The following is a 20,622-nucleotide window of genomic DNA, read 5'->3' as shown; positions in this document are numbered from 1 at the left end:
AACTTCCTATGGCTTCCTTCAGACCCCACCGTTGGCCAGTGACGCCCTTGCCAGTCGGATTGTCTTCCCCTCAGTCGGGGTGACGCCATCTTCTTTCAGATGGCCGGGTTTGCCGGCTTCGCCGGGCAAACAAAAAAGCCGGCCCCTTGGGCCGGCAACAGGAAGCTTACACATTAACGTAAGCCCCCTCCCCTGACGACTGACACAGCCTGCTGAATTAAGGCTTCTTACGTTCATCCTTACGCAAATGGTCACGTACCACAAAGCCTACCCAACCAACCATAAAGGTGATCATTAGCGCGACAGTAACTAGGCCGAAAATTACCGCATCATCCCAGTACATGGTGCTTCCCTCCCGCCGTGATGTATGGGGCCATCGTACTGCGTTCAGAGAAGGGGAAACTGACCTGGGTCAAGCTTTTAAAATGGTGGCCGCAAGGGTAAACGGGAACTTGATACAGGTCAGTTTTTAACGCGCTTCACCCGATAAAAACAGCTTTTTTAGAGCACCTTACGGTCTTCCACTTTGCTGTGCTCGGTGCCCGGTGGCAGCGGATGGCCTTTAGCAAGCTCTGCACGGGTGGCATCGCGAACGTCTAGAATCTTCACCTGATAGCGCAGCGTATGGCCCGCCAAGGGGTGGTTGGTATCCACCGTCACGGTATCGCCGTCGATGTTCAGCACGGTGACGATCTGCGGGCCAGCCTCGCCTTCGGTTTGAAAACGGCTGCCTGGCTCAATCTCTGCACCGCCAAACGACGCGCGACTCACCTCTTGCACCAACTCTTCGTTACGCAGGCCGTAAGCATCAGCGGGAGCCAGCGTGACGCTTAGTTCATCACCTACGGCTTTGCCGGTTAAATCTCGCTCCAAGCCCGGCAAAATATTATCGTGGCCGTGAAGATACTCCAGGGGTTTCTGACGTGCGTTGGAGTCATCCAACACGCGGGGGCTGCCATCGCTGAGCACATCGCTAAGCACGTAGTGCAGAGTCACTACCTGATGGGCGGTAATCGACATGGAAAACTCCTCTCCGGTAAGCTGTCGGCTTTGTCATGGAACGCCAACCATGAACCCTATCCATAGTCTAACATCGACGGGTTTTTGAGCGGCCCACGTCACCGATGTTTCTTTTTGGAGTACTCCCTTACATGCCCACCCCGACTCCTCAGCGCAGTTGGCTGGCGGCGCTTGGTATTTACTGCAAAGCGCCTGTCATCACCATGCTGTTTTTAGGCTTTTCCGCTGGCCTGCCCTTTCTACTGGTGTTTTCGACGCTCTCCGCATGGCTACGTAGCGACGGGGTCGAAGTAGCTGCCATCGGTTTTTTTGCCTGGATCGGCATGCTCTACTCCATCAAATTCTTCTGGGCACCGGTGGTAGACCGGCTTGCGCTGCCGCTGTTAACGCGTACCTTTGGCCAGCGCAGAGGCTGGATGCTGCTAGCCCAGGGCATGATTGCCGCCGGTCTCATTGGCCTCGCGGGAGTAGACCCTATCGACAACCTAGGCTGGGTCGCCGCCTTTGCGCTATTGGTGGCGTTTGGCTCCGCCACGCAAGATATCGCCATTGATGCTTACCGTATTGAATCCGCCGATGATGATGTTCAAGCAGCCATGGCCTCCACGTACATTATTGGCTATCGCGGAGGGCTACTGGCGGCAGGGGCCGGTGCGCTTTATGTGGCATCGGCGGTATCGTGGAACGCGGCTTACCTGACCATGGCCGCTCTGGTGGGCATTGGCGTGCTCACCGTACTGATTCGCCCAGAACCCAAGCGCGCCTCATTAACCGTGCAATTAATCCATGAACCCAAAGTGCGCGCCTTTATTCGCGCCAGCCGTGGAAAGCCCAAAACGCTGCGCCGCTTGGGCGCTTGGGTGATTGGCGCGATTGTTTGCCCGTTTACCGACTTCTTCCGCCGCTATGGGGTGAAGGCAATGGGCATTTTGGTGTTTATTGCCGTATTCCGTATCAGCGACCTGGCCATGGCATCGATGGCCAACCCGCTCTATATCGACCTGGGCTTTTCACTGGCAACTATTGCCAACGTCACCAATATTTTCGGGATTGCCATGAGCATTGCAGGGGGCATTCTAGGCGGGCTGCTGGTGGCCCGTTATGGCATTGGCCCACTGCTGATTTTTGGCGCGGGGCTGGTGATGGTCACCAACCTGCTGTTTGCGGTGCTTGCGCTAATCGGCAATCAGGTGCCGATGCTGGTAGTCACGATCATTGGCGATAACCTAGCCAACGGCCTTGCCAGTGCGGTGTTTATCGCGTTTCTTTCAAGCTTGACCTCGCGGGCATATACCGCCACGCAGTACGCGCTGTTTTCGTCGCTGATGACGCTACCGGGGAAATTCCTGAGCGGGTTTGGCGGGATCGTGGTGAGCGCTCAGGGTTATGCCACTTTCTTTGTGGTAGCCACAGTGCTCGGCTTACCCGCCATTCTGCTGGCCATTTGGATAAGCCGAGATAAACAGCTAGTGCCTACCCCAGTTACCGAGGCAGGCAGCTAAAAACCGTCAGCGAATAGCTCAGCGGTGGCTGGCTAACCAATCCAGCGCCCCTGGCGTGGTGCGCCACTGGTCGCGCATCAGCGTACGGTACTGCCACGCTTCCGCTCGGGAGCCAGGGTCAACCTGCCCATCAGGATGAGGCATGGAGGGCCTTGGGTTCTCCGCGCAAATCAGTTCTAGCGCGTGGCGGTTGTGGGCAACCACCTCCGCCAGTGCCGCTTCGGCGGCCCCCTGCTGCCCTAACCGGTAAAGCGCCAGCGTGCGCCCCATCAGCAACCCTAACACCAGCGAGCCGTCATCTTTTTGCGGCTCTTCAGTCAGCGCCAGCGCCTCTTCGTTGCGGTCATCGCGCAGCAGTTGATCAAGCACCAGCTCTTTCAAGCCCAGGCTATCTTCTTGGTCAATCGCCAGCAGCTCTTCGGCTAGCTCCCGGGAGTGCTGGCGAGCGCCACGCTCCATGCCGACAACCAGCGCCAAGCCGGTGCGCAGCAGCATGGCATTATCGGCATCGTCCCAACACAGGCTGCCGTCGCCTGCGGCGCGGGCCTGTTCCAGCCAGCGTGAAAGGCGCAGCGCCAACGGTTCCAGCAGGCTGGGTGCCATCCACGGTAGGCTGCCGAAGCGGCTGGTCAGCGCCAGCGTTAGGTCTTGCACCACTTGCGGCGCATCCAGCCACTCCGGGTGGGCGCACAGCGCCGACATCCAATCAATCGCATTGACCCAGGGGTCGTCACGGAAGCCCAGCGCCACCTCTTCATCTACCATGACCTGGAACTGCTCGTGCCACGCGGCAAACAGCGTCTCTTCACGGGCGGTAGTGGTGTAGTGCAGGCGGCCAGTCTCAGCATCCTGCTCAATGGAAAGCTTGGGAGCAACGGGCAGCGCCGCTAGCAGCGCCTGAAGCGAGACCAGCGGCATCGCCATATCTTCTTCAGCACTCAAGAGCTGGTCGGCTAGCGTTGCGCCGGGGTTATCTGCCAGAGCGGCCAGAAAATCGAGCTGGTCTTCATCCAGGTCCCCTTGGCGCACCAACCGGCGATACCAGAAATTAGCGCGCTCTTTGGCCTCTTTCTCATGGCCTTCATGGAGTAGCAGCATGGCTTCAATGTAAGCCAGCGTTGGCGAATCGGGTAGCGCCTGCTGAGCTTTAACGAACGCTGCGCGGGCGCTGTCTAAATCGTCGTTATCCAGGTGCATCAAGCACAGCCGCTCAAGCGCCACGCCACGTAAAAACAGCGGCCCGCGCTCCATCACGTCGTCCAACAAATCAGCACGCTTGCGGGTAAAGCCGCGCTCTTGATAGATATCCAGCAGAATTTCAAAAGCTGGCTCAGCCTGCTCTGGCAGGCGCGACCAGTCGCTACCATCAAACAGCGACTCAAGAATCTGCATGGAACGGCCGGTTTGACCACTCTCTGCGGCAATCAGCCCAGCTTCTAGCAGCGCTTGAGGTGGTGCCTGCTGGCTATCTAACGCCGCCTTCAGCGTGGCCCCCTTCCATTCGCGCAGCGAGAGCATCCACATCATCTGTTCAGGGATGTCGGTCGGGAAATTAACGCGGTAGCAACACTGCTTATATTTACGTCCGGAATCGCACCAGCACGGCTCGTTGCGGCCAGGTGTTGCCAAGGGCTCGCTAGCAAAATCCAGCCGCTCTAGCGGAGTTTGCGACCATAAAATGGGCGCTAGCGCCTGTGCGGTGGCCACATCGCCGTTAAACGCCTGCGCGCCTTTGTCACGTACCCACGTCATAAAATCGGGGTAGTGTTCCTGCTGCCTGATTGCCGAGAGTGCCCCAGAGGCAAATCCCAGCAGTTGATCGACCCATACCGCCAGCATTGCCGTCTCCACTGTCTTCAAGACTATAAAATCTGTAAAACCGATTAAAAAGCGCAATAGTCTAGCATGGCTGGCGGGGCTACCGCAGCGGTCATCGCTTGGCAGGGCCTTGGCTAAGCAGTACGCGCCCAGCCCAGCAGCGGCTGAGCTCGGTCGTGCATATCTAAACGGGCCTTTAAGCGTACCAAGTTCCAGTAGTGGCCGTTGAGCGCCCGAGAGAGCAGCAGCGTATCTGCCGGGGGCTGAAGACGATCCATGGCGGCCCACACTTTGGGGGTGAGCTCCCGCAGGCGGCGATGAACGCGCACGTCGCTGAAATCCTGCTCGCCTGGGGCGAACAGCGCCAGCGGAGCGCCTTGGCCGCCTAACCGCGTTTTCAGCAGGGCACCACCCGTACGCGCACCCAGCCCAAATAAACGTCGTGTTCTACCGCGCTCGCGCATAAAAACCGTCTCCCAGTGCTTTGCGACAGCTTACTCAATCCGATAATTTTATACAAAAACTATACATCACGAACGCACTAGACATGTTCTATACCTGTATAAATTTTCACTCCACTCTCTATCGGTTGGGTAGGTTCTGCTAACATAAACGTCTGTTTTCTATATATGCCAGGGCCTACCGTATGCGCTTGATTATCGCCGAGAAACCCAGCCTCGCCCGTGCCATTGCCGACGCCCTGCCCAGTGGCGGCAAGCGCCAGGAAGGCGCGATTGTGTGCGGCGATACCACGGTGACTTGGTGCCTAGGCCACCTGCTGGAGCAAGCTCCACCGGAAGCCTACAACCCCGCCGATAAACAGTGGCGGCTCGACCGGCTGCCCATCGTGCCCGACACGTGGCAGCTCGCGCCGCGCTCCAAAGCCCGTGGCCAGTTAGCGGTGATTCGTAAACTGATCAAGCAGGCTACCAGCGTGGTGCACGCTGGCGACCCAGACCGGGAAGGCCAACTGCTGGTACAAGAGGTGATCGAGTATTTGAAGTATCGTGGCCCGGTGCAGCGGCTATTGATTAGCGACCTCAACCGCCCAGCGGTAAGCCGAGCGCTGGCCAGCCTGCGGCCGAATGCTGAGTTTCAGCCGCTGTTTCAGGCCGCCCAAGCGCGCTCTCGGGCTGACTGGCTGTATGGCATTAATCTCACCCGCGCTTGGACGCTCACCGGCCGCCAAGCTGGGCACGACGGCGTCCTCTCGGTAGGCCGTGTACAAACCCCGGTACTTGGGCTGATTGTGCGGCGGGATAACAGCATTCGTGATTTCAAACCCCATCCGTTCTACCCGCTTTGGGTAGATTTACAGGTGGCGCAAGGCCAACTGCGTGCCTGGTGGGCTCCCAAAGCGCATCAACCTTTGGATGAGCAAGGGCGACTGATTGACCGCACGCCCGCCGATGCCCTGGCCGCTCAGCTACCCGGCGCACGCGGCACGCTCACCACATTAGACCAGCAAGAAAAGCGCCAAGCGCCACCGCTGCCCTACTCGCTCTCTGCCTTGCAGGTAGATGCCGCCCGCCGCTTTGGGCTTTCCGCGCAGATGGTGCTGGATATTTGCCAGCGGCTTTACGAGCAGCACAAACTGATCACCTACCCCCGCTCAGACTGTCGCTACCTGCCTGAAGAGCACCTAGCGCTTGCCCAGCGCAGTCTCTCCGGTGCTTGCCAGAATGACGACACGTTACGAGGTTGGCTCAACGGGGCCGACTTTACCCTACGCTCGAAAGCCTGGAACGATAAGCAGGTGGGCGCGCACCACGCCTTAGCACCGACCGGCAAGCCCGCCGATGTCAGCCAGCTTTCCGCCACCGAAGGCCATGTGTTTCGGCTAATCGTGCGCAACGTGATGGCGCAGTTCTACCGCCCGCTGCGCACTTTTGAAGTGAAAGCCGAGTTCACCCTGCTGAATGAAGCCTTTCGCGCTCGCGGCCAAAGCATTCTCGACCCCGGCTGGAAGCCACTGTTCACCACCCGCGAAGACACCCCGCCGCTGCCACCGCTCACCCAAGGCGAAGCCTGCCAGGCACTCGCCGCAGGCGTGGAAGAAAAAGAGACCCGGCCACCAGAACCATTCACCGATGCCAGCTTAATCAAAGCAATGATGAATATTGGCCGCTACGTAGACGACCCAAACGTGCGCCGCACTCTGCGCGACACCGACGGCCTGGGCACCGAAGCCACCCGCGCAGGCATTATCGAAACCCTGGTGCAGCGCGGCTACCTAGTGCGCCAGCAAAAAGCCCTACGCGCCACCAAACTCGGCTGCGCGCTAATCGCCGCCCTGCCCAGCGCCGTCAGTACACCGGAACGTACTGCCCTCTGGGAGCAACGCCTGCGAGCGATCTCTGAACAACAAGACGACCCCAACGCCTTCCAGCAGGCGCTGCTGGAAGACTTACGCGCCCTACTAAGCCAAAGCGACGCGGCCAGACTACGCCATAGCTTACAAACCGCCCAAGGCGAAGTTGGAGGCCCCGCCAAACGCAGCGGAGCCACTAAGAAAAGCTACACACGGCGTAAAAGCACCGGCAGTAAGAAAACTACGGGGAGTCGAAGTAGTGCAGCGGGGAAGCGACGGACGAGGAGAACGACGGATTAAGAGGGCCGCAGTCGATTGAGACGTCACACTGCCGTTATGATAGAGCAACCACCACCAACGATTTAAAACGAGTAAAGAGTCATGACTAGCACCCAACAACGTGCCGCCCTGCAACGCCAAATTTGGGCCATTGCCAACGATGTGCGTGGCTCAGTCGATGGCTGGGATTTTAAGCATTATGTGCTTGGCACCTTGTTTTATCGCTTTATCAGCGAGAATTTTGTCAATTACATCGAAGCCGGTGATGACAGCGTCAACTATGCCGAGCTGCCTGATAGCGTGATCACGCCCGACATCAAAGACGATGCCATCAAAACCAAGGGCTACTTTATCTATCCAAGCCAGCTGTTCAGCAACGTAGCCAAAAGCGCCAATACCAACGAAAGCCTGAACACCGACCTGGCGACTATCTTTTCGGATATTGAGAATTCTGCCAACGGCTACCCGTCAGAAGCCGACATTAAAGGCCTGTTCGCTGATTTTGACACCACCAGCAACCGCCTAGGCAGCACGGTAAGGGATAAAAACACCCGCTTGGCACATGTGCTAAGAGGGGTAGCCGGTTTGGATTTTGGTCACGCTTTTTTTGAAGATAACGCGGGCAGCCAAATTGATCTATTCGGTGATGCCTACGAGTTTCTGATCTCCAACTATGCCGCTAATGCCGGTAAATCAGGCGGTGAGTTTTTTACCCCACAGCATGTTTCCCGGCTGATTGCTCAGCTGGCGATGCACAAACAAACCAGCGTCAACAAGATTTATGACCCCGCAGCGGGCAGTGGCTCGCTGCTGCTGCAAGCCAAAAAGCACTTTGATAACCACATCATTGAAGAAGGTTTTTACGGCCAGGAGATTAACCACACCACGTATAACCTTGCCCGTATGAATATGTTTTTGCACAACATTAACTACGACAAGTTCGATATTCAGCTGGGCAACACCCTGACCAACCCGCACTTTGGGGATGAAAAGCCCTTTGATGCCATCGTTTCCAATCCGCCTTACTCAGTGAAGTGGATCGGCAGTGATGACCCCACCCTGATCAACGATGACCGCTTTGCGCCCGCCGGTGTGTTGCCGCCCAAGTCCAAGGCCGATTTTGCCTTTGTGCTCCATGCGCTCAACTACCTTTCCAGCAAAGGCCGTGCGGCAATTGTCTGCTTCCCCGGCATTTTCTACCGTGGCGGTGCGGAGCAGAAAATTAGGAAATACCTGGTCGATAACAACTACGTGGAAACGGTGATCTCGCTGGCTCCCAACCTGTTTTTTGGCACCACCATCGCGGTAACGATTCTGGTGCTGGCCAAACATAAAAGCGACACGACGACCCAGTTTATTGATGCCAGCGGTTTATTCAAAAAAGAAACCAACAACAACGTCCTGACGGATGAACATATCAAGCAGATCATGGCGGTGTTTGATAGTAAAGAGAATATCGACTACCTGGCCCGCTCGGTGCCCTTGGAAAAAATCGCTGACAACGATTATAACCTCTCAGTCAGCAGCTATGTGGAAGCCGAGGACACTCGCGAGAAAACCGACATCACCCAGCTAAATGTCGAGTTGAAAACCACCGTGGCCAAAATTGATCAGCTAAGGACGGATATTGATGCGATTGTGGCGGAAATAGAGGGAGCTTGAGATGAGTGAACTGAGTTTTATGGAAAAGCTGCTGGATGGGGTAAAGGTGGAGTGGCATGTGCTTGGAGATATGACGGAGTATTCACCTACAAGAGTTGACGCCGCTGTGCTTGATAAGGCCTCGTTCGTCGGTGTTGATAACCTTGTAGCCGAAAAAGGTGGACGTGTTGATGCAAATTATTTGCCGAACACTACTCGTTTAACGGCATACGAACCAGGCGATATCCTTATTGGCAATATTCGTCCGTACTTGAAGAAGGTATGGAGAGCGACAAATTCAGGTGGCTGTAGTGGTGATGTTCTTGCAGTGCGCATTCAAGAGAATAACAAGCCATTTGTAGATTCAGCATTTCTTTACTACCTTTTGTCGTCCGACGATTTTTTCTCGTACAATATGCAGCACGCAAAAGGCGCAAAAATGCCTCGCGGAGACAAATCTGCGATTTTGAAATATCAAATCCCCATCCCCTGCCCGGATAACCCCGCAAAGTCGCTTGAGATTCAGTCTAAAATAGTCCGCATTCTGGACACCTTTACCGAGCTGACCGCCGAGCTGACCGCCGAGCTTAGCCTGCGCAAAAAACAATACAACCACTACCGCGACCAGTTGCTGAGTTTTAAGGAAGGGGAAGTGGAGTGGAAGACGTTGGGGGAGATTGGCACTTGGTATGGTGGAGGTACCCCATCAAAAAGGCGTAGCGAATTTTGGGAAAATGGAACTATTCCATGGGTTTCGCCCAAAGACATGGGAAATCCAATAGTTGACTCTTCAGTGGACTACATAACTGAGGAAGCCATTAAACACTCATCAACAAAATTAGTACCAGCTAATTCTGTTGCGATTGTTGTTCGTTCAAGCATCCTGGATAAAAAATTGCCAAGCGCATTGATACCTGTGTCAGTTACGCTTAACCAAGATATGAAAGCGGTAATACCTGATAGCAATATTTTGCCTGGCTACATTGCGCATGTAATTAGTTCGTATGCAGATGACATTCTTCGAGCCGCCAGAAAAACGGGCGGAAGTGTTGCTTCCATTGATAGCAAAAAGTTATTCGCTTTCAGGATTCCAGTTCCCCACCTAAATGAACAGAGGCGCATTACTGGCACACTTGATAAGTTTGATTCGATAGCTAACTCTATCAGCGAAGGTCTACCCCGCGAGATTGAGCTGCGCCAGAAGCAGTATGAATACTACCGCGACTTGCTGTTGAGCTTTCCCAAGCCCGACACCTCAGAATCTGAGGCAGTGGCCTGATATGAGCTACCAACCGCCTTTCACCATCACCAGCGAGATTCTGAATCTGGTGGCGGATATCAGCCAGCAGGTCGGTCGGTTGGATGCCAGTGCGTTGAATGCGTCGCCGCAGTTACGCAAGCAGAACCGCATCAAAACCCTGGCAGGTACACTGGCGATTGAAGGCAACACCCTCACCGAAGAGCAGATTACAGCGGTGATTGAGGGTAAGCCGGTACTGGGGAGCGTACGGGAACTGGCGGAAGTAAAAGGGGCCATCGCTGCTTATGATGCCCTGCCCACTTGGCAGCCAGATAACGTAGATCATCTGCTGACAGCACACGGCTTGATGATGTCGGAGATTCTGACCAATGCAGGGCGTTTTCGCGACAAGGCAGTAGGCATCCAAAAAGGTAAGGAGGTGCACCATGTGGCTCCTCCCGCCCATCAGGTATCCGGGCTAATGGCGGATTTAGCCAATTGGTTGAAGCAGGCCAAGGATCATCCGCTGATTACCAGCAGTGTGTTTCATTACGAATTTGAGTTCATTCACCCCTTTAGTGATGGCAATGGTCGCATGGGGCGTTTATGGCAAACCTTGATTCTGTCGCAGTGGCATCCGTTGTTTTTATCTCTACCGCTGGAAAGTGTGATTAAAGACCACCAGCAGCAGTATTACCAGGCACTGGAAGACGCTGACCAACAGGCCGATAGCACACCGTTTATCCACTTTATGCTCTCGGTAATTGCCCAAACGTTAGCACAAAATGCCCCTGTAAATGCCACTCTAAACGCCCCTGTAAATATTGAAGAGATGAAAACGCCAGAGGCGATTTTGCACTTACTGCAAAACAACAACCAACTGACTCGCCAACAGCTTGCCGAGCAGATCGGCAAGGATGTTCGCACCATCGCCCGCGCCATCGCTAAACTGCAACAAGCGGGCAAGTTAACGCGAATTGGCTCGGACAAAACCGGACATTGGGAGGTCCACCTGTGACAACGTACACGCCCATCGCGGAATCCAATAACTTCATTGTGTTGGAAAGGTACAGCAAGGAATGGAAGGTGGCTGAGGGCTACCAGAGTGAAGATTCCCTAGAGCGGGAGCTGATTCAGGATCTGGTCAATCAGGGTTATGAGTACCTCCCTAACCTCAATAGCCCCGAGGCGCTGCTCGCCAATGTGCGTGAGCAGTTACAGGCGTTGAACCAGGTACTGTTTTCAGAAAGCGAATGGCGGCGCTTTGTCGAAACCTACCTGGACAAGCCCAGCGACAGCAGCGTGGATAAAAGCCGCAAGATCCATGACGATTACATCCACGATTTTACCTTCGATGATGGCCGCATCCAGAATATCTACCTAGTCGATAAAAAGACGATTGCCCGCAACAAAGTGCAGGTAATCAAACAGTTTGCCCAAACCGGTAGCCAAGCCAACCGTTATGATGTAACGATTCTGGTCAATGGCCTGCCACTGGTGCAGGTCGAGCTGAAAAAACGCGGCGTGGCCATTCGTGAAGCGTTCAATCAGGTACACCGCTACAGCAAGGAGAGCTTCAACAGCGAGCACTCTTTGTTCAAGTATTTGCAGCTGTTTGTGATCAGCAATGGCACCGACAGCCGCTATTTTGCCAACACCACCAAGCGCAACAAAAACAGCTTCGACTTCACCATGAACTGGGCGCAGGCCGATAACACCCTGCTCAAAGACCTGAAGGACGTTACAGCGACTTTTTTCCAAAAGAACACCCTGCTGAACGTTCTACTGCACTATTCGGTGTTTGATATCGACAACACCCTACTGGTGATGCGCCCTTATCAAATTGCCGCCACCGAGCGCATTCTGTGGAAGATAAGAAGCTCGTTTGAAGCTAAAAACTGGAGCACCCCGGAAAGTGGCGGGTATATCTGGCATACCACTGGCTCTGGTAAAACCCTGACCAGCTTCAAGGCAGCGCGCTTGGCTACCGAGCTAGAGTTTATCGATAAGGTGTTTTTCGTGGTCGACAGGAAAGACCTGGACTACCAAACCATGAAGGAGTACCAGCGCTTTTCGCCCGATAGCGTGAACGGCTCAGACAACACGGCAGGGCTGAAGAGGAACATTGAGAAAGACGATAACAAAATCATCGTCACCACCATCCAGAAGCTCAACAACCTGATGAAGAGCGAGGCCAACCTGCCCGTATACAAACAGCAGGTGGTGTTCATTTTTGACGAGTGCCACCGCAGCCAGTTTGGTGAGGCACAGAAAAACCTGAAAAAGAAATTCAAACGCTTCTATCAGTTTGGGTTTACCGGTACGCCCATCTTCCCGCAAAACGCATTAGGCGCGGACACTACCGCCAGCGTGTTTGGTCGCGAGCTGCACTCCTATGTCATCACCGATGCTATTCGTGATGAGAAAGTGCTCAAGTTCAAGGTGGACTACAACGATGTGCGCCCCAAGTTCAAGGAAATAGAAACCGAGCAGGATGAGAAAAAGCTAAGCGCCGCCGAGAACAAACAGGCGTTGCAGCACCCGGAACGCGTTCGGGAAATTTCTCGCTACATCCTGCACCACTACCGCCAGAAAACGCATCGCCTGCAGGGTAACAACCAGGGCTTTAATGCCATGTTCGCGGTGAGCAGCGTGGAAGCCGCCAAGCTCTATTACCAAACGCTGAACGAGCTGCAAAAAGACAGCGACAAGCCTCTGAAAATCGCCACCATCTTCTCGTTTGCGGCCAATGAAGAGCAGGATGCCGTCGGTGACATTCTGGATGAAAGCTTTAATGTATCGGCGATGAATTCCAGTGCCAAGGAATTTTTAAGTGCTGCGATTGAGGATTACAACGCCTACTTTAAAACCACCTACAGCGTGGACAGCAACGGCTTCCAGAACTACTACCGCGACCTGGCCAAGCGGGTAAAAGCCAAGGAAGTCGACCTGCTGATCGTGGTCGGCATGTTCCTCACCGGCTTTGATGCACCTACGCTGAACACTCTGTTTGTCGATAAGAATCTGCGCTATCACGGTTTGATGCAGGCCTTCTCGCGCACCAACCGCATCTATGATGCCACTAAAGCGTTCGGCAACATCGTGACCTTTCGCGACCTGGAAAAGGCCACGGTGGATGCTATTACCCTGTTTGGGGATAAAAACACCAAGAACGTGGTGTTAGAGAAAAGCTACAAAGAGTATATGGAAGGCTTTACCGACTTGGTAACCGGGCATGCAAGGCGCGGTTTTATGGAAGTCGTGGCTGATCTGGAGCAAAACTTCCCTGATCCTGCGGCCATTGAAAAGGAAGCAGACAAAAAAGCCTTTGCTAAAGTCTTTGGCGAGTATCTGCGGGTGGAAAACGTGCTGCAAAACTATGATGAGTTTGCCAGCCTAAAAGCCCTGCAAAGCCTGGACACTAGCGACCCGGAGGCAGTTGAGGCGTTTAAAGCAGAACACTACTTGGACGATGAAAAGCTGGCGGAGCTGCAAACCATACGCTTACCCTCCGAGCGCAAGGTTCAGGATTACCGCTCGACCTATAATGATATCCGCGATTGGCAACGCCGCCAGAAGGCCGCTGAAGCAACTGATGCAACAACACTCGACTGGGATGATGTTGAATTTGAAGTAGACCTGTTGAAATCCCAGGAGATCAACCTGGATTACATCCTTGGGCTGATCTTCGAGCACAACAAAAAAACCAAAAGCAAAGCAGATTTGGTGCAAGAGGTGCGACGAGTGATCCGAGCCAGCCTAGGCAATCGCGCTAAAGAAGGCCTGGTGGTTGATTTCATCAACCAGACTGACCTAGATCAGATCGGTGAGAAAGCCAGCGTGATTGAGGCCTTCTTTACCTTTGCCCAAGCTGAACAGCAACGCGAGGCCGAGGCGCTGATTGAGTCAGAGAATTTAAAGGCAGAAGAAGCCCGGCGCTATATCACTACCTCGCTCAAGCGGGAATATGCCAGTGAAAAAGGCACTGAACTCAACAGCCTTTTGCCCAAGATGAGTCCTCTGAACCCGCAATACCTCGCCAAAAAGCAAAGCGTTTTTCAAAAAATTGTGGCTTTTGTAGAGAAATTCAAAGGCGTTGGGGGGAAGGTTTGATACATATGGCGAAGATAGACTAACCCTTAGTTCAAACCCAAAGAACTGCTGAACGATTAGTGCATCCTGCTCCGCCTAAGTGGAGCATGTCAGCTCAGTTTTGCGACTAAGTCATTCACCGATCTGGCCTGCAGGCCAACTGCCAAAGCGGGTCACGGCGCAGCGTGTCGGTATCGCTGAGATCGATCCAGCCCATCGCCCGCTGCAGCACCAGGGTACGCAACTGGCTGGCCAGCGATGACGGATGCGCAGCGGGTGGCGTCGATCGACCAGATTGTCTTCCAGCGCCTCGATCACGCCGCTGTTGTCGAGGGCCTCACGCAACAGCAGAGTGCCGCTGTCGCTGGTGGTGCGCTGGCCGCTCAGCTCAACACGGGCAGCACCGTTGCACGAGGGCGTCCAGGTGGATAGGCTTTCACCCATGGCGGATGGCTCTCTTGGTTCAGATTCTTGCCGGAACGTTCTGATTTCTCAAGAGAATACCATCCGCTATCTTCGTTTTCAGGTCGGCCTCATGAATAAGCCGGGGTAAAGGGACTGAGATGCGAGAGACAACGACGCGGCAGCACTTGGCGGGAGTTTTGATTCTGCTCGGGCTGTTGGCACAGATTATTGGTTTTACCGGCGCGGTGCCGACCGCGCAGGCGGTGAGCTATCTGCTGTGGGCGGCGGTGGCGCTGCTGTGGCGGGATATTCCCAAGCGTTCGCGCCTTCAGGCGGGGGTGTTGATTGCCCTGGGTGTGGTGATGCTGGTGGTGGCGCAAACCGTGTATGGCGCGGCGGTGAACTGGCCTGCCATGCTGCAGGGGAACGTGTTCGTGGCTTCCATGCTGGTAGGCGTGAGCTTTATCTCGCTGATTGGCACCCAGGGCAACAAGCGTGCGCCGGGTAAGCGGGTAACGGGGGCGGACGGCGTGCTGCGCACCTGGCTGGGCGTGCATTTTCTCGGCACGATTTTGAATCTTTCCACGGTGTTTATGGTGGGCGACCGCTTGGCTCGCCGTGCGCCGTTAACCACACCGCAGCTATTGGCACTGAACCGTGGGCTAAGCAGCGCCGCGCTCTGGTCGCCCTTCTTTGCTTCTATGGCGGTGGTAATTGCCTTGGTGCCGTCGGTGCAATATGCCCAGATTGCCGTGGTGGGTTTTCCTATCGCCATGCTCTCAGGACTATTAACCACGCTAGAACTGCGGCGACGGTTTGATTTAACCGAGGTGGATGGCTTTTCGCTTTCGCCCCGCAGCCTGCTCATGCCTGCGGGCATGGCGGCGTTGGTGATGCTGTTTCACTTCTGGATCACGCCATCGCTCACCATTGTCAGCATTATTACTTTTTTGCTGCCGGGGGTGGCGCTGCTGAGCAATCTGCGGGAAGGCCCGCGTTTTACCCTGCGGCGCCTGCGTCAGCATACCGTTACTCGCCTGCCCGCCATGCGCGGGGAAATTTCACTGTTTTTAGCGGCAGGCTTATTAACGCTGGGGCTTTCAACGCTGGTAACAGCGGCGGCAGGCGATGAGTGGACGCTGTTTGCCCGCTTTGGTACATGGCAGGCCATGGTGAGTTTTGCGGCTATTACGCTTAGTGCGCTGGTGGGGCTGCACCCGATTATTGGGGTGTCGGTGTTGGCGTCGGTGCTTAATCTGAGCGGCGCTGAACAGACCCTGTTTGCCTTTGTGGCGCTTAGCGCCTGGGCGGTGGGCACCAGTGTGGGGCCGCTTTCGGGTATTAACCTGTCGTTGCAGGGGCGTTACGGGGTGAGCGGTTATCAGATGATGAAAAATAATCTACCTTATGCTGCGATGATGAGCCTGCTCTCGCTAGGCGCGATCGCAGGCTTGAGCGTTTGGCTAGGTTAGATACTTAGGTTTCGACGATTTTGCTCGGAAAGCGGTAGAAGTAGCGGTGGCCGCACTGGTGGCAGGGTTCTATCCGCGCGACATCGTTAAACATGACCTGAGCATCGCAGTGAGTGCAGGCCATTAAGCCCGGGGCGGCGATTTCACCTTCGCAGTAGTCGGCGCGGGCGGCTTCTAGGTCATCCTCGAAACGTTCGCGGTCTACCACGCTACGGTCGGCAATGGAAAGCAGCGATTCCGCGACCCGGCGGGAAAGCTGGTCGATGTCGATTCCTAGCCAGCTGGCAACCTGCTTGCCGGTATCCGCCATGTAGTAGCGCATGTCTTTCAGGTCGCGCTCTACCCAGGCACGCAGCAGCGCTAGCTCGTCTTTGGTGTACTCCTCAAGCTCAGCTTCAAAGGCAACGGCGTCGTCTAAGTCCTTTTGTAGGTTGTCCCAGGTGAGCTCGTTGGCGCCATCCTGCATGCGCTCCAATAGGCGCTCGTAGCCTTCGCGAAGGCGGTGATCGTTATGTTTTTCCATGGGTCCTCTCCTTTTGTTGCCACAGGTGCTGCCTATCATCGGTTAGCCGTTCAAGGATACACCGGCATAGGATACAATCGACGCTACTTATCTGACAGTCGTCATCTACTATTCACTTTGCGCCCTGAACAAGGGCGAATTATCCCAAGGCATTGAAAACACCGATGGACGCACAATACAGCCCCCGCGAGATCGAACGTGACGCTCAACAGTACTGGGACAAGCACCAGTGCTTTAAAGCCGTAGAGGACGCCAACCGCGAAAAGTTCTACTGCCTATCCATGTTCCCCTACCCCAGCGGCAAGCTGCACATGGGCCACGTGCGTAATTACACTATCGGCGACGTTGTCTCACGTTTCCAGCGCATGCAGGGTAAAAATGTCATGCAGCCCATGGGCTGGGACGCTTTCGGGATGCCGGCGGAAAATGCCGCGATCCAAAATCAGGTGCCGCCTGCCAAGTGGACCTACCAAAACATCGATTACATGCGCAACCAGTTGAAGGCACTAGGGTTTGCCTACGACTGGAGCCGCGAATTCGCTACCTGCGACACCAGCTACTACCGCTGGGAGCAGTGGTTCTTCACCAAGCTGGTGGAGAAAGGGCTGGTCTACAAGAAGATGTCCACGGTGAACTGGGACCCAGTCGACCAGACCGTGCTGGCCAACGAGCAGGTCATCGACGGCTGCGGCTGGCGTTCCGGCGCGCCGGTAGAGCGTAAAGAGATACCGCTGTGGTTCTTAAAGATTACCGACTACGCCGATGAGCTGCTGGCGGATTTAGATAACGTCGAGTGGCCTGAGCAGGTCAAGACCATGCAGCGCAACTGGATCGGCAAATCCCGTGGCGTCGAGCTGAGCTTCGATATCAAAGCCGCCGATGGCAGCGCCTGCGAGCCGCTGGCGGTGTACACCACCCGCCCCGATACGCTGATGGGCGTGACCTACGTGGCCGTCGCCCCTGGGCACCCGCTGGCCAAACAGGCCGCCGAGCAGAGCAGCGAGATCGCGGCGTTCTGTGAAGAGTGCGCCAAAGGCGGCACCTCTGAAGCGGAAATGGCCACCAAAGAGAAGCTGGGCATGGCCACGGGCCATAAAGCCATTCACCCGTTAAGCGGTGAAGAAGTGCCGGTATTCGTGGCTAACTTCGTACTGATGGAGTTCGGCACCGGCGCGGTGATGGCCGTTCCCGCCCACGACCAGCGCGACTGGGAGTTTGCCACCAAGTACGGCATCGAGCTGAAGCCGGTGGTCGCCGACGAGCACGGCAATACGCCGGATATCTCTGAAGGCGCTTACACCGAGCACGGCACGCTGATCAATTCCGGCGAGTTCGATGGTCTGGAATTCCAAGCCGCGTTCGATGCCATTGCCGCCAAGCTGGCCGAGCTTGGCCGTGGCGAAGTGAAAACCAACTATCGCCTGCGTGACTGGGGTATTGCCCGCCAGCGCTACTGGGGCGCGCCGATTCCGGTGAAGTACGGCCCGGAAGGCCAGACCGTACCGCTCTCCGATGACGAGCTGCCCGTCGCGCTACCCATGGAAGTCACCGTGGATGCCTCCGGCTCGCCGCTGAAGAAGATGCCTGAGTTCTCCGAGCTGGGCGATGGCTGGGTGCGTGAAACCGACACCTTCGATACCTTCATGGAATCCTCCTGGTACTTCGCCCGCTTCTGCTGTGCGGATAACCACGAAGCCATGCTGGATGAGCGCGCCAACTACTGGCTGCCGGTGGATCTCTACATTGGCGGTATCGAGCACGCCATTCTGCACCTGCTCTACGCCCGCTTCTTCCACAAGCTGCTGCGCGATTTCGGCATGGTTGATTCCGATGAGCCGTTCCAGCAGCTGCTCACCCAAGGCATGGTGATCGCGGAAACCTTCTACCGCATTAAAGATAACGGCGGCAAAGAGTGGTTCAATCCCGCCGATGTGGAAGTGAAGCGCGACGAAAAAGGCCGCCCGCTGAGCGCCATTTTGATGAGTGACGGCCAGCCGGTGGAGATGGGCGGCATCGAGAAGATGTCCAAGTCGAAGAACAACGGCGTCGACCCGCAGTCGATGATCGACAAGTTCGGTGCCGACACCGTGCGCCTGTTTATGATGTTTGCCGCACCACCTGAGCAGTCGCTGGAGTGGTCGGATTCCGGCGTCGAGGGCGCGCACCGCTTCCTGAAGCGCATCTGGCGTCAGGTTACCGAGCACCTGGAAGCGGGCACTCCAGGCACGCTGAACGTCGATGCACTCAACGACGACCAAAAAGCGCTGCGACGCAAAACCCACGAAACCATCAAAAAAGCCAGCGACGACATTGGCCGTCGCACCACCTTCAACACCGCCATTGCCGCTGTGATGGAGCTTTCTAACGCGGTCGCTAAGTTTGACGATACGTCCGAACTGGGCCTCGCGGTTAGCCGTGAAGCGTTGGAAGCCTGCGTACTGCTGCTGGCCCCGATTACCCCGCACCTTTGCCACACCCTGTGGCAGCAGTTGGGCCATGAGCAGCCCGCCATTGAAGCCCAGTGGCCGAAAGTAGACGAAGTCGCCCTGACCCGCGACAGCATCGAGCTGGTGGTACAGGTAAACGGTAAACTGCGCGCCCGCCTGGAAGCCCCGGCCAGCGCCGACAAAGCCACCATCGAGCAACTGGCGATGGAAAACGAAAACGTCCAGCGCCATTTGGAAGGCAAAACGGTTCGTAAGGTGATCGTGGTGCCCGGCAAGCTGGTTAACATTGTGGTGAGCGGATGAATCGCCGTCGCTTTTTGACCCTCAGCATCGCCGCGTCAGCGGCGGTGCTGCTCAGTGGCTGTGGGTTCCGCCTGCGCGGCTCGGAATCCATGCCACGCCTGCCCGCGCTCTCGCTAGAGGGCGATGACAACAGCGCTCTCGCCCAGCAGCTTCGCACTCGCCTGCAGCAGTTAGGCACCGAGGTAGAAAGCGGCGCGCCCTGGCGCGTCACTCTGGGCACCCCTTCCCTTCAGGAGCGGCGCATCGGGACCGATGGCCGTGCCAGCCGTGAGCATGAGCTGACGCTGAGCACGTCGCTGTCGGTGCAGCAGCGGGAAACCAATGCCTACGCCCTGAACAACGCCACGCTGAGTACCAGCACGCGGATTCGCGTCAGCGATGACGACCTGCTGAACCGCGAGACGCTGTTCCAGGAAGCCGAGCAGACACTGACTCGGCAGCTTGCCCAGCGTATTGTGGAACGCTTAGCTAACCTTGAGGCGCTGCGGTGAAGGTATTTGCCGATCAATTGCCCGCCGCTCTGGCCAGGAAACTGCCGAAAGCAGTGATCGTGGCGGGTGACGAGCCGCTTCAGCATCGTGACGCCTGCGATGCCGTGCGCGCCGCCGCCCGCCAAGCGGGTATCGAAGAGCGCGAAGTGCTGGATGTGGAGCCCAACTTTGCCTGGGGGCGGCTCCTGGAAACCGCGAGCAACCTCTCGCTGTTTGCCACCAACAAACTGTTGGAGCTGCGTTTGGGCAATCAAAAGCTGGGGCAGGAAGGCAGCAAGGCGCTTGCTCAATATGCGGAAATGATGGATGGCAGCGACGACCTGCTATTGGTTAGCATGGGCAAAGTCGATGCCAAGCAGCAGAAAAGCGCTTGGTTCAAAGCCTTAGATAAACAGGGAATTTTTGTTCCCGTATGGCCGGTAGATGCCTCACGGCTTGGCTATTGGCTACGGGATAGGGCCTCGCATCACGGCCTGCAGATCGACCTGGAAGCCGCGCGACTGCTGGGTGAGCGCACCGAGGGTAATCTGCTGGCGGCTGATCAAGAGCTGCAAAAGTTGGCGTTGATCTACCCGGCTAACACCCGGCTCAACGTCGAGCACATTGCCCAAGGTGTGGAAGACAGCACCCGCTTTGACGTCTTCAATCTGGCGGATGCGTGCTTGAAGGGCGAACCCAGCCGTGCCTCGCGGATTGTGAACGGCCTAAAAAGCGAAGGCGTGGAAGCACCGATTGTGCTGTGGGCGCTCACCCGTGAGCTGCGCACTCTGCTATCGCTGCATCAGCATTTGGACCAAGGCCAAAGCTTCGAGCATGCCTGCAAATCCCAAAAGCCGATGATTTTTGATAAACGTCGCCCGTCCTATCAAAAAGCCATTAGCCGCCTTTCCATGAAGCGTTTACACAAACTGCTACTAATGGCCCAGCGCCTGGATTTAGCGGTGAAAGGGGCATCTGCCGTGCCTCTATGGCCGGGGCTGCACGACCTCGCCATGACCATGGCAGGGGCAAAAGGCCTCCTGGCGGAAACGCCCTGGACCTATCGCATTAGTGCAAATAATTAGCACTTTGCATTTTC

Annotated in this window: 14 protein-coding genes and 2 pseudogenes; 10 read left to right on the top strand and 6 right to left on the bottom strand. The window is 56.0% G+C overall.

Features of this window, described 5'->3' with window-relative positions; all coding sequences use genetic code 11:
* Nucleotides 1-217: 217 nt before the first annotated feature.
* Nucleotides 218-343 (bottom strand): cytochrome c oxidase subunit CcoM, encoded by a 126-nt coding sequence (gene ccoM, locus AC13CY_RS15605; protein WP_279384657.1) that lies wholly within the window; start codon nt 341-343, stop codon nt 218-220.
* 158 nt (nt 344-501) lie between these two features.
* Entirely contained in the window at nt 502-1,020 is a 519-nt protein-coding gene (locus tag AC13CY_RS15600) for an FKBP-type peptidyl-prolyl cis-trans isomerase (protein WP_062374329.1), read from the bottom strand.
* Between the two features lie 131 nt (nt 1,021-1,151).
* Here AC13CY_RS15600 and AC13CY_RS15595 point away from each other — a divergent pair, with 131 nt between their 5' ends.
* Nucleotides 1,152-2,522 (top strand): AmpG family muropeptide MFS transporter, encoded by a 1,371-nt coding sequence (locus AC13CY_RS15595; RefSeq protein WP_089674765.1) that lies wholly within the window; start codon nt 1,152-1,154, stop codon nt 2,520-2,522.
* Nucleotides 2,523-2,540: 18 nt separating this feature from the next.
* On the opposite strand, the gene AC13CY_RS15590 is transcribed toward AC13CY_RS15595, so the two are convergent.
* Both AC13CY_RS15590 and AC13CY_RS15585 read right to left on the bottom strand, forming a co-directional pair.
* Complete coding sequence (locus tag AC13CY_RS15590) at nt 2,541-4,361, bottom strand: SEC-C domain-containing protein (RefSeq protein WP_172514430.1); 1,821 nt, start codon at nt 4,359-4,361, stop codon at nt 2,541-2,543.
* A 113-nt stretch (nt 4,362-4,474) separates the two neighbouring features.
* A pseudogene (locus AC13CY_RS15585) lies at nt 4,475-4,723 on the bottom strand (ABC1 kinase family protein); the annotation flags it as partial.
* Nucleotides 4,724-4,986: 263 nt separating this feature from the next.
* Here AC13CY_RS15585 and AC13CY_RS15580 point away from each other — a divergent pair.
* From AC13CY_RS15580 to AC13CY_RS15560, 5 genes are all read left to right on the top strand, one after another.
* A complete protein-coding gene (locus AC13CY_RS15580; protein ID WP_483052775.1) occupies nt 4,987-6,951 on the top strand; it encodes a DNA topoisomerase III in 1,965 nt (654 codons plus the stop codon).
* A gap of 81 nt (nt 6,952-7,032) precedes the next feature.
* A complete protein-coding gene (locus tag AC13CY_RS15575; RefSeq protein WP_483052774.1) occupies nt 7,033-8,592 on the top strand; it encodes a type I restriction-modification system subunit M in 1,560 nt (519 codons plus the stop codon).
* 1 nt (nt 8,593) lies between these two features.
* Complete coding sequence (locus tag AC13CY_RS15570; RefSeq protein WP_483052773.1) at nt 8,594-9,850, top strand: restriction endonuclease subunit S; 1,257 nt, start codon at nt 8,594-8,596, stop codon at nt 9,848-9,850.
* A 1-nt stretch (nt 9,851) separates the two neighbouring features.
* Nucleotides 9,852-10,829 (top strand): Fic family protein, encoded by a 978-nt coding sequence (locus tag AC13CY_RS15565; protein WP_483052772.1) that lies wholly within the window; start codon nt 9,852-9,854, stop codon nt 10,827-10,829.
* Nucleotides 10,826-13,924 (top strand): HsdR family type I site-specific deoxyribonuclease, encoded by a 3,099-nt coding sequence (locus AC13CY_RS15560; RefSeq protein WP_483052771.1) that lies wholly within the window; start codon nt 10,826-10,828, stop codon nt 13,922-13,924. The genes AC13CY_RS15565 and AC13CY_RS15560 overlap by 4 nt, the downstream gene beginning before the upstream one ends.
* 118 nt (nt 13,925-14,042) lie before the next feature.
* On the opposite strand, the pseudogene AC13CY_RS15555 reads toward AC13CY_RS15560, so the two are convergent.
* A pseudogene (locus AC13CY_RS15555) lies at nt 14,043-14,347 on the bottom strand (transposase); the annotation flags it as partial.
* A gap of 119 nt (nt 14,348-14,466) precedes the next feature.
* Here AC13CY_RS15555 and AC13CY_RS15550 point away from each other — a divergent pair.
* Nucleotides 14,467-15,780 (top strand): hypothetical protein, encoded by a 1,314-nt coding sequence (locus AC13CY_RS15550; RefSeq protein ID WP_273424915.1) that lies wholly within the window; start codon nt 14,467-14,469, stop codon nt 15,778-15,780.
* Nucleotides 15,781-15,784: 4 nt separating this feature from the next.
* Here AC13CY_RS15550 and AC13CY_RS15545 read toward each other — a convergent pair whose 3' ends face one another.
* Nucleotides 15,785-16,303, bottom strand: coding sequence for a zinc ribbon-containing protein (locus AC13CY_RS15545; protein ID WP_044628056.1), 519 nt, complete (start codon nt 16,301-16,303; stop codon nt 15,785-15,787).
* A gap of 164 nt (nt 16,304-16,467) precedes the next feature.
* Here AC13CY_RS15545 and leuS point away from each other — a divergent pair, with 164 nt between their 5' ends.
* From leuS to holA, 3 genes are read left to right on the top strand one after another with little or no spacing between them, the layout of a single operon-like run.
* The gene (leuS, locus tag AC13CY_RS15540) at nt 16,468-19,053 is read left to right on the top strand and encodes a leucine--tRNA ligase (RefSeq protein WP_074210680.1); all 2,586 of its coding nucleotides are present in this window, start codon (nt 16,468-16,470) and stop codon (nt 19,051-19,053) included.
* Entirely contained in the window at nt 19,050-19,544 is a 495-nt protein-coding gene (locus tag AC13CY_RS15535) for an LPS-assembly lipoprotein LptE (RefSeq protein ID WP_054640984.1), read from the top strand. Before leuS ends, AC13CY_RS15535 begins: the two co-directional genes overlap by 4 nt.
* The gene (gene holA / locus AC13CY_RS15530) at nt 19,541-20,608 is read left to right on the top strand and encodes a DNA polymerase III subunit delta (protein ID WP_089674776.1); all 1,068 of its coding nucleotides are present in this window, start codon (nt 19,541-19,543) and stop codon (nt 20,606-20,608) included. The genes AC13CY_RS15535 and holA overlap by 4 nt, the downstream gene beginning before the upstream one ends.
* Nucleotides 20,609-20,622 lie beyond the last annotated feature (14 nt).

The sequence above is a fragment of the Vreelandella sp. L-15 genome (assembly GCF_056857635.1).
Note: the sequence above shows the minus strand (reverse complement) of the source record. Positions and strands in the feature narration are given on the sequence as shown.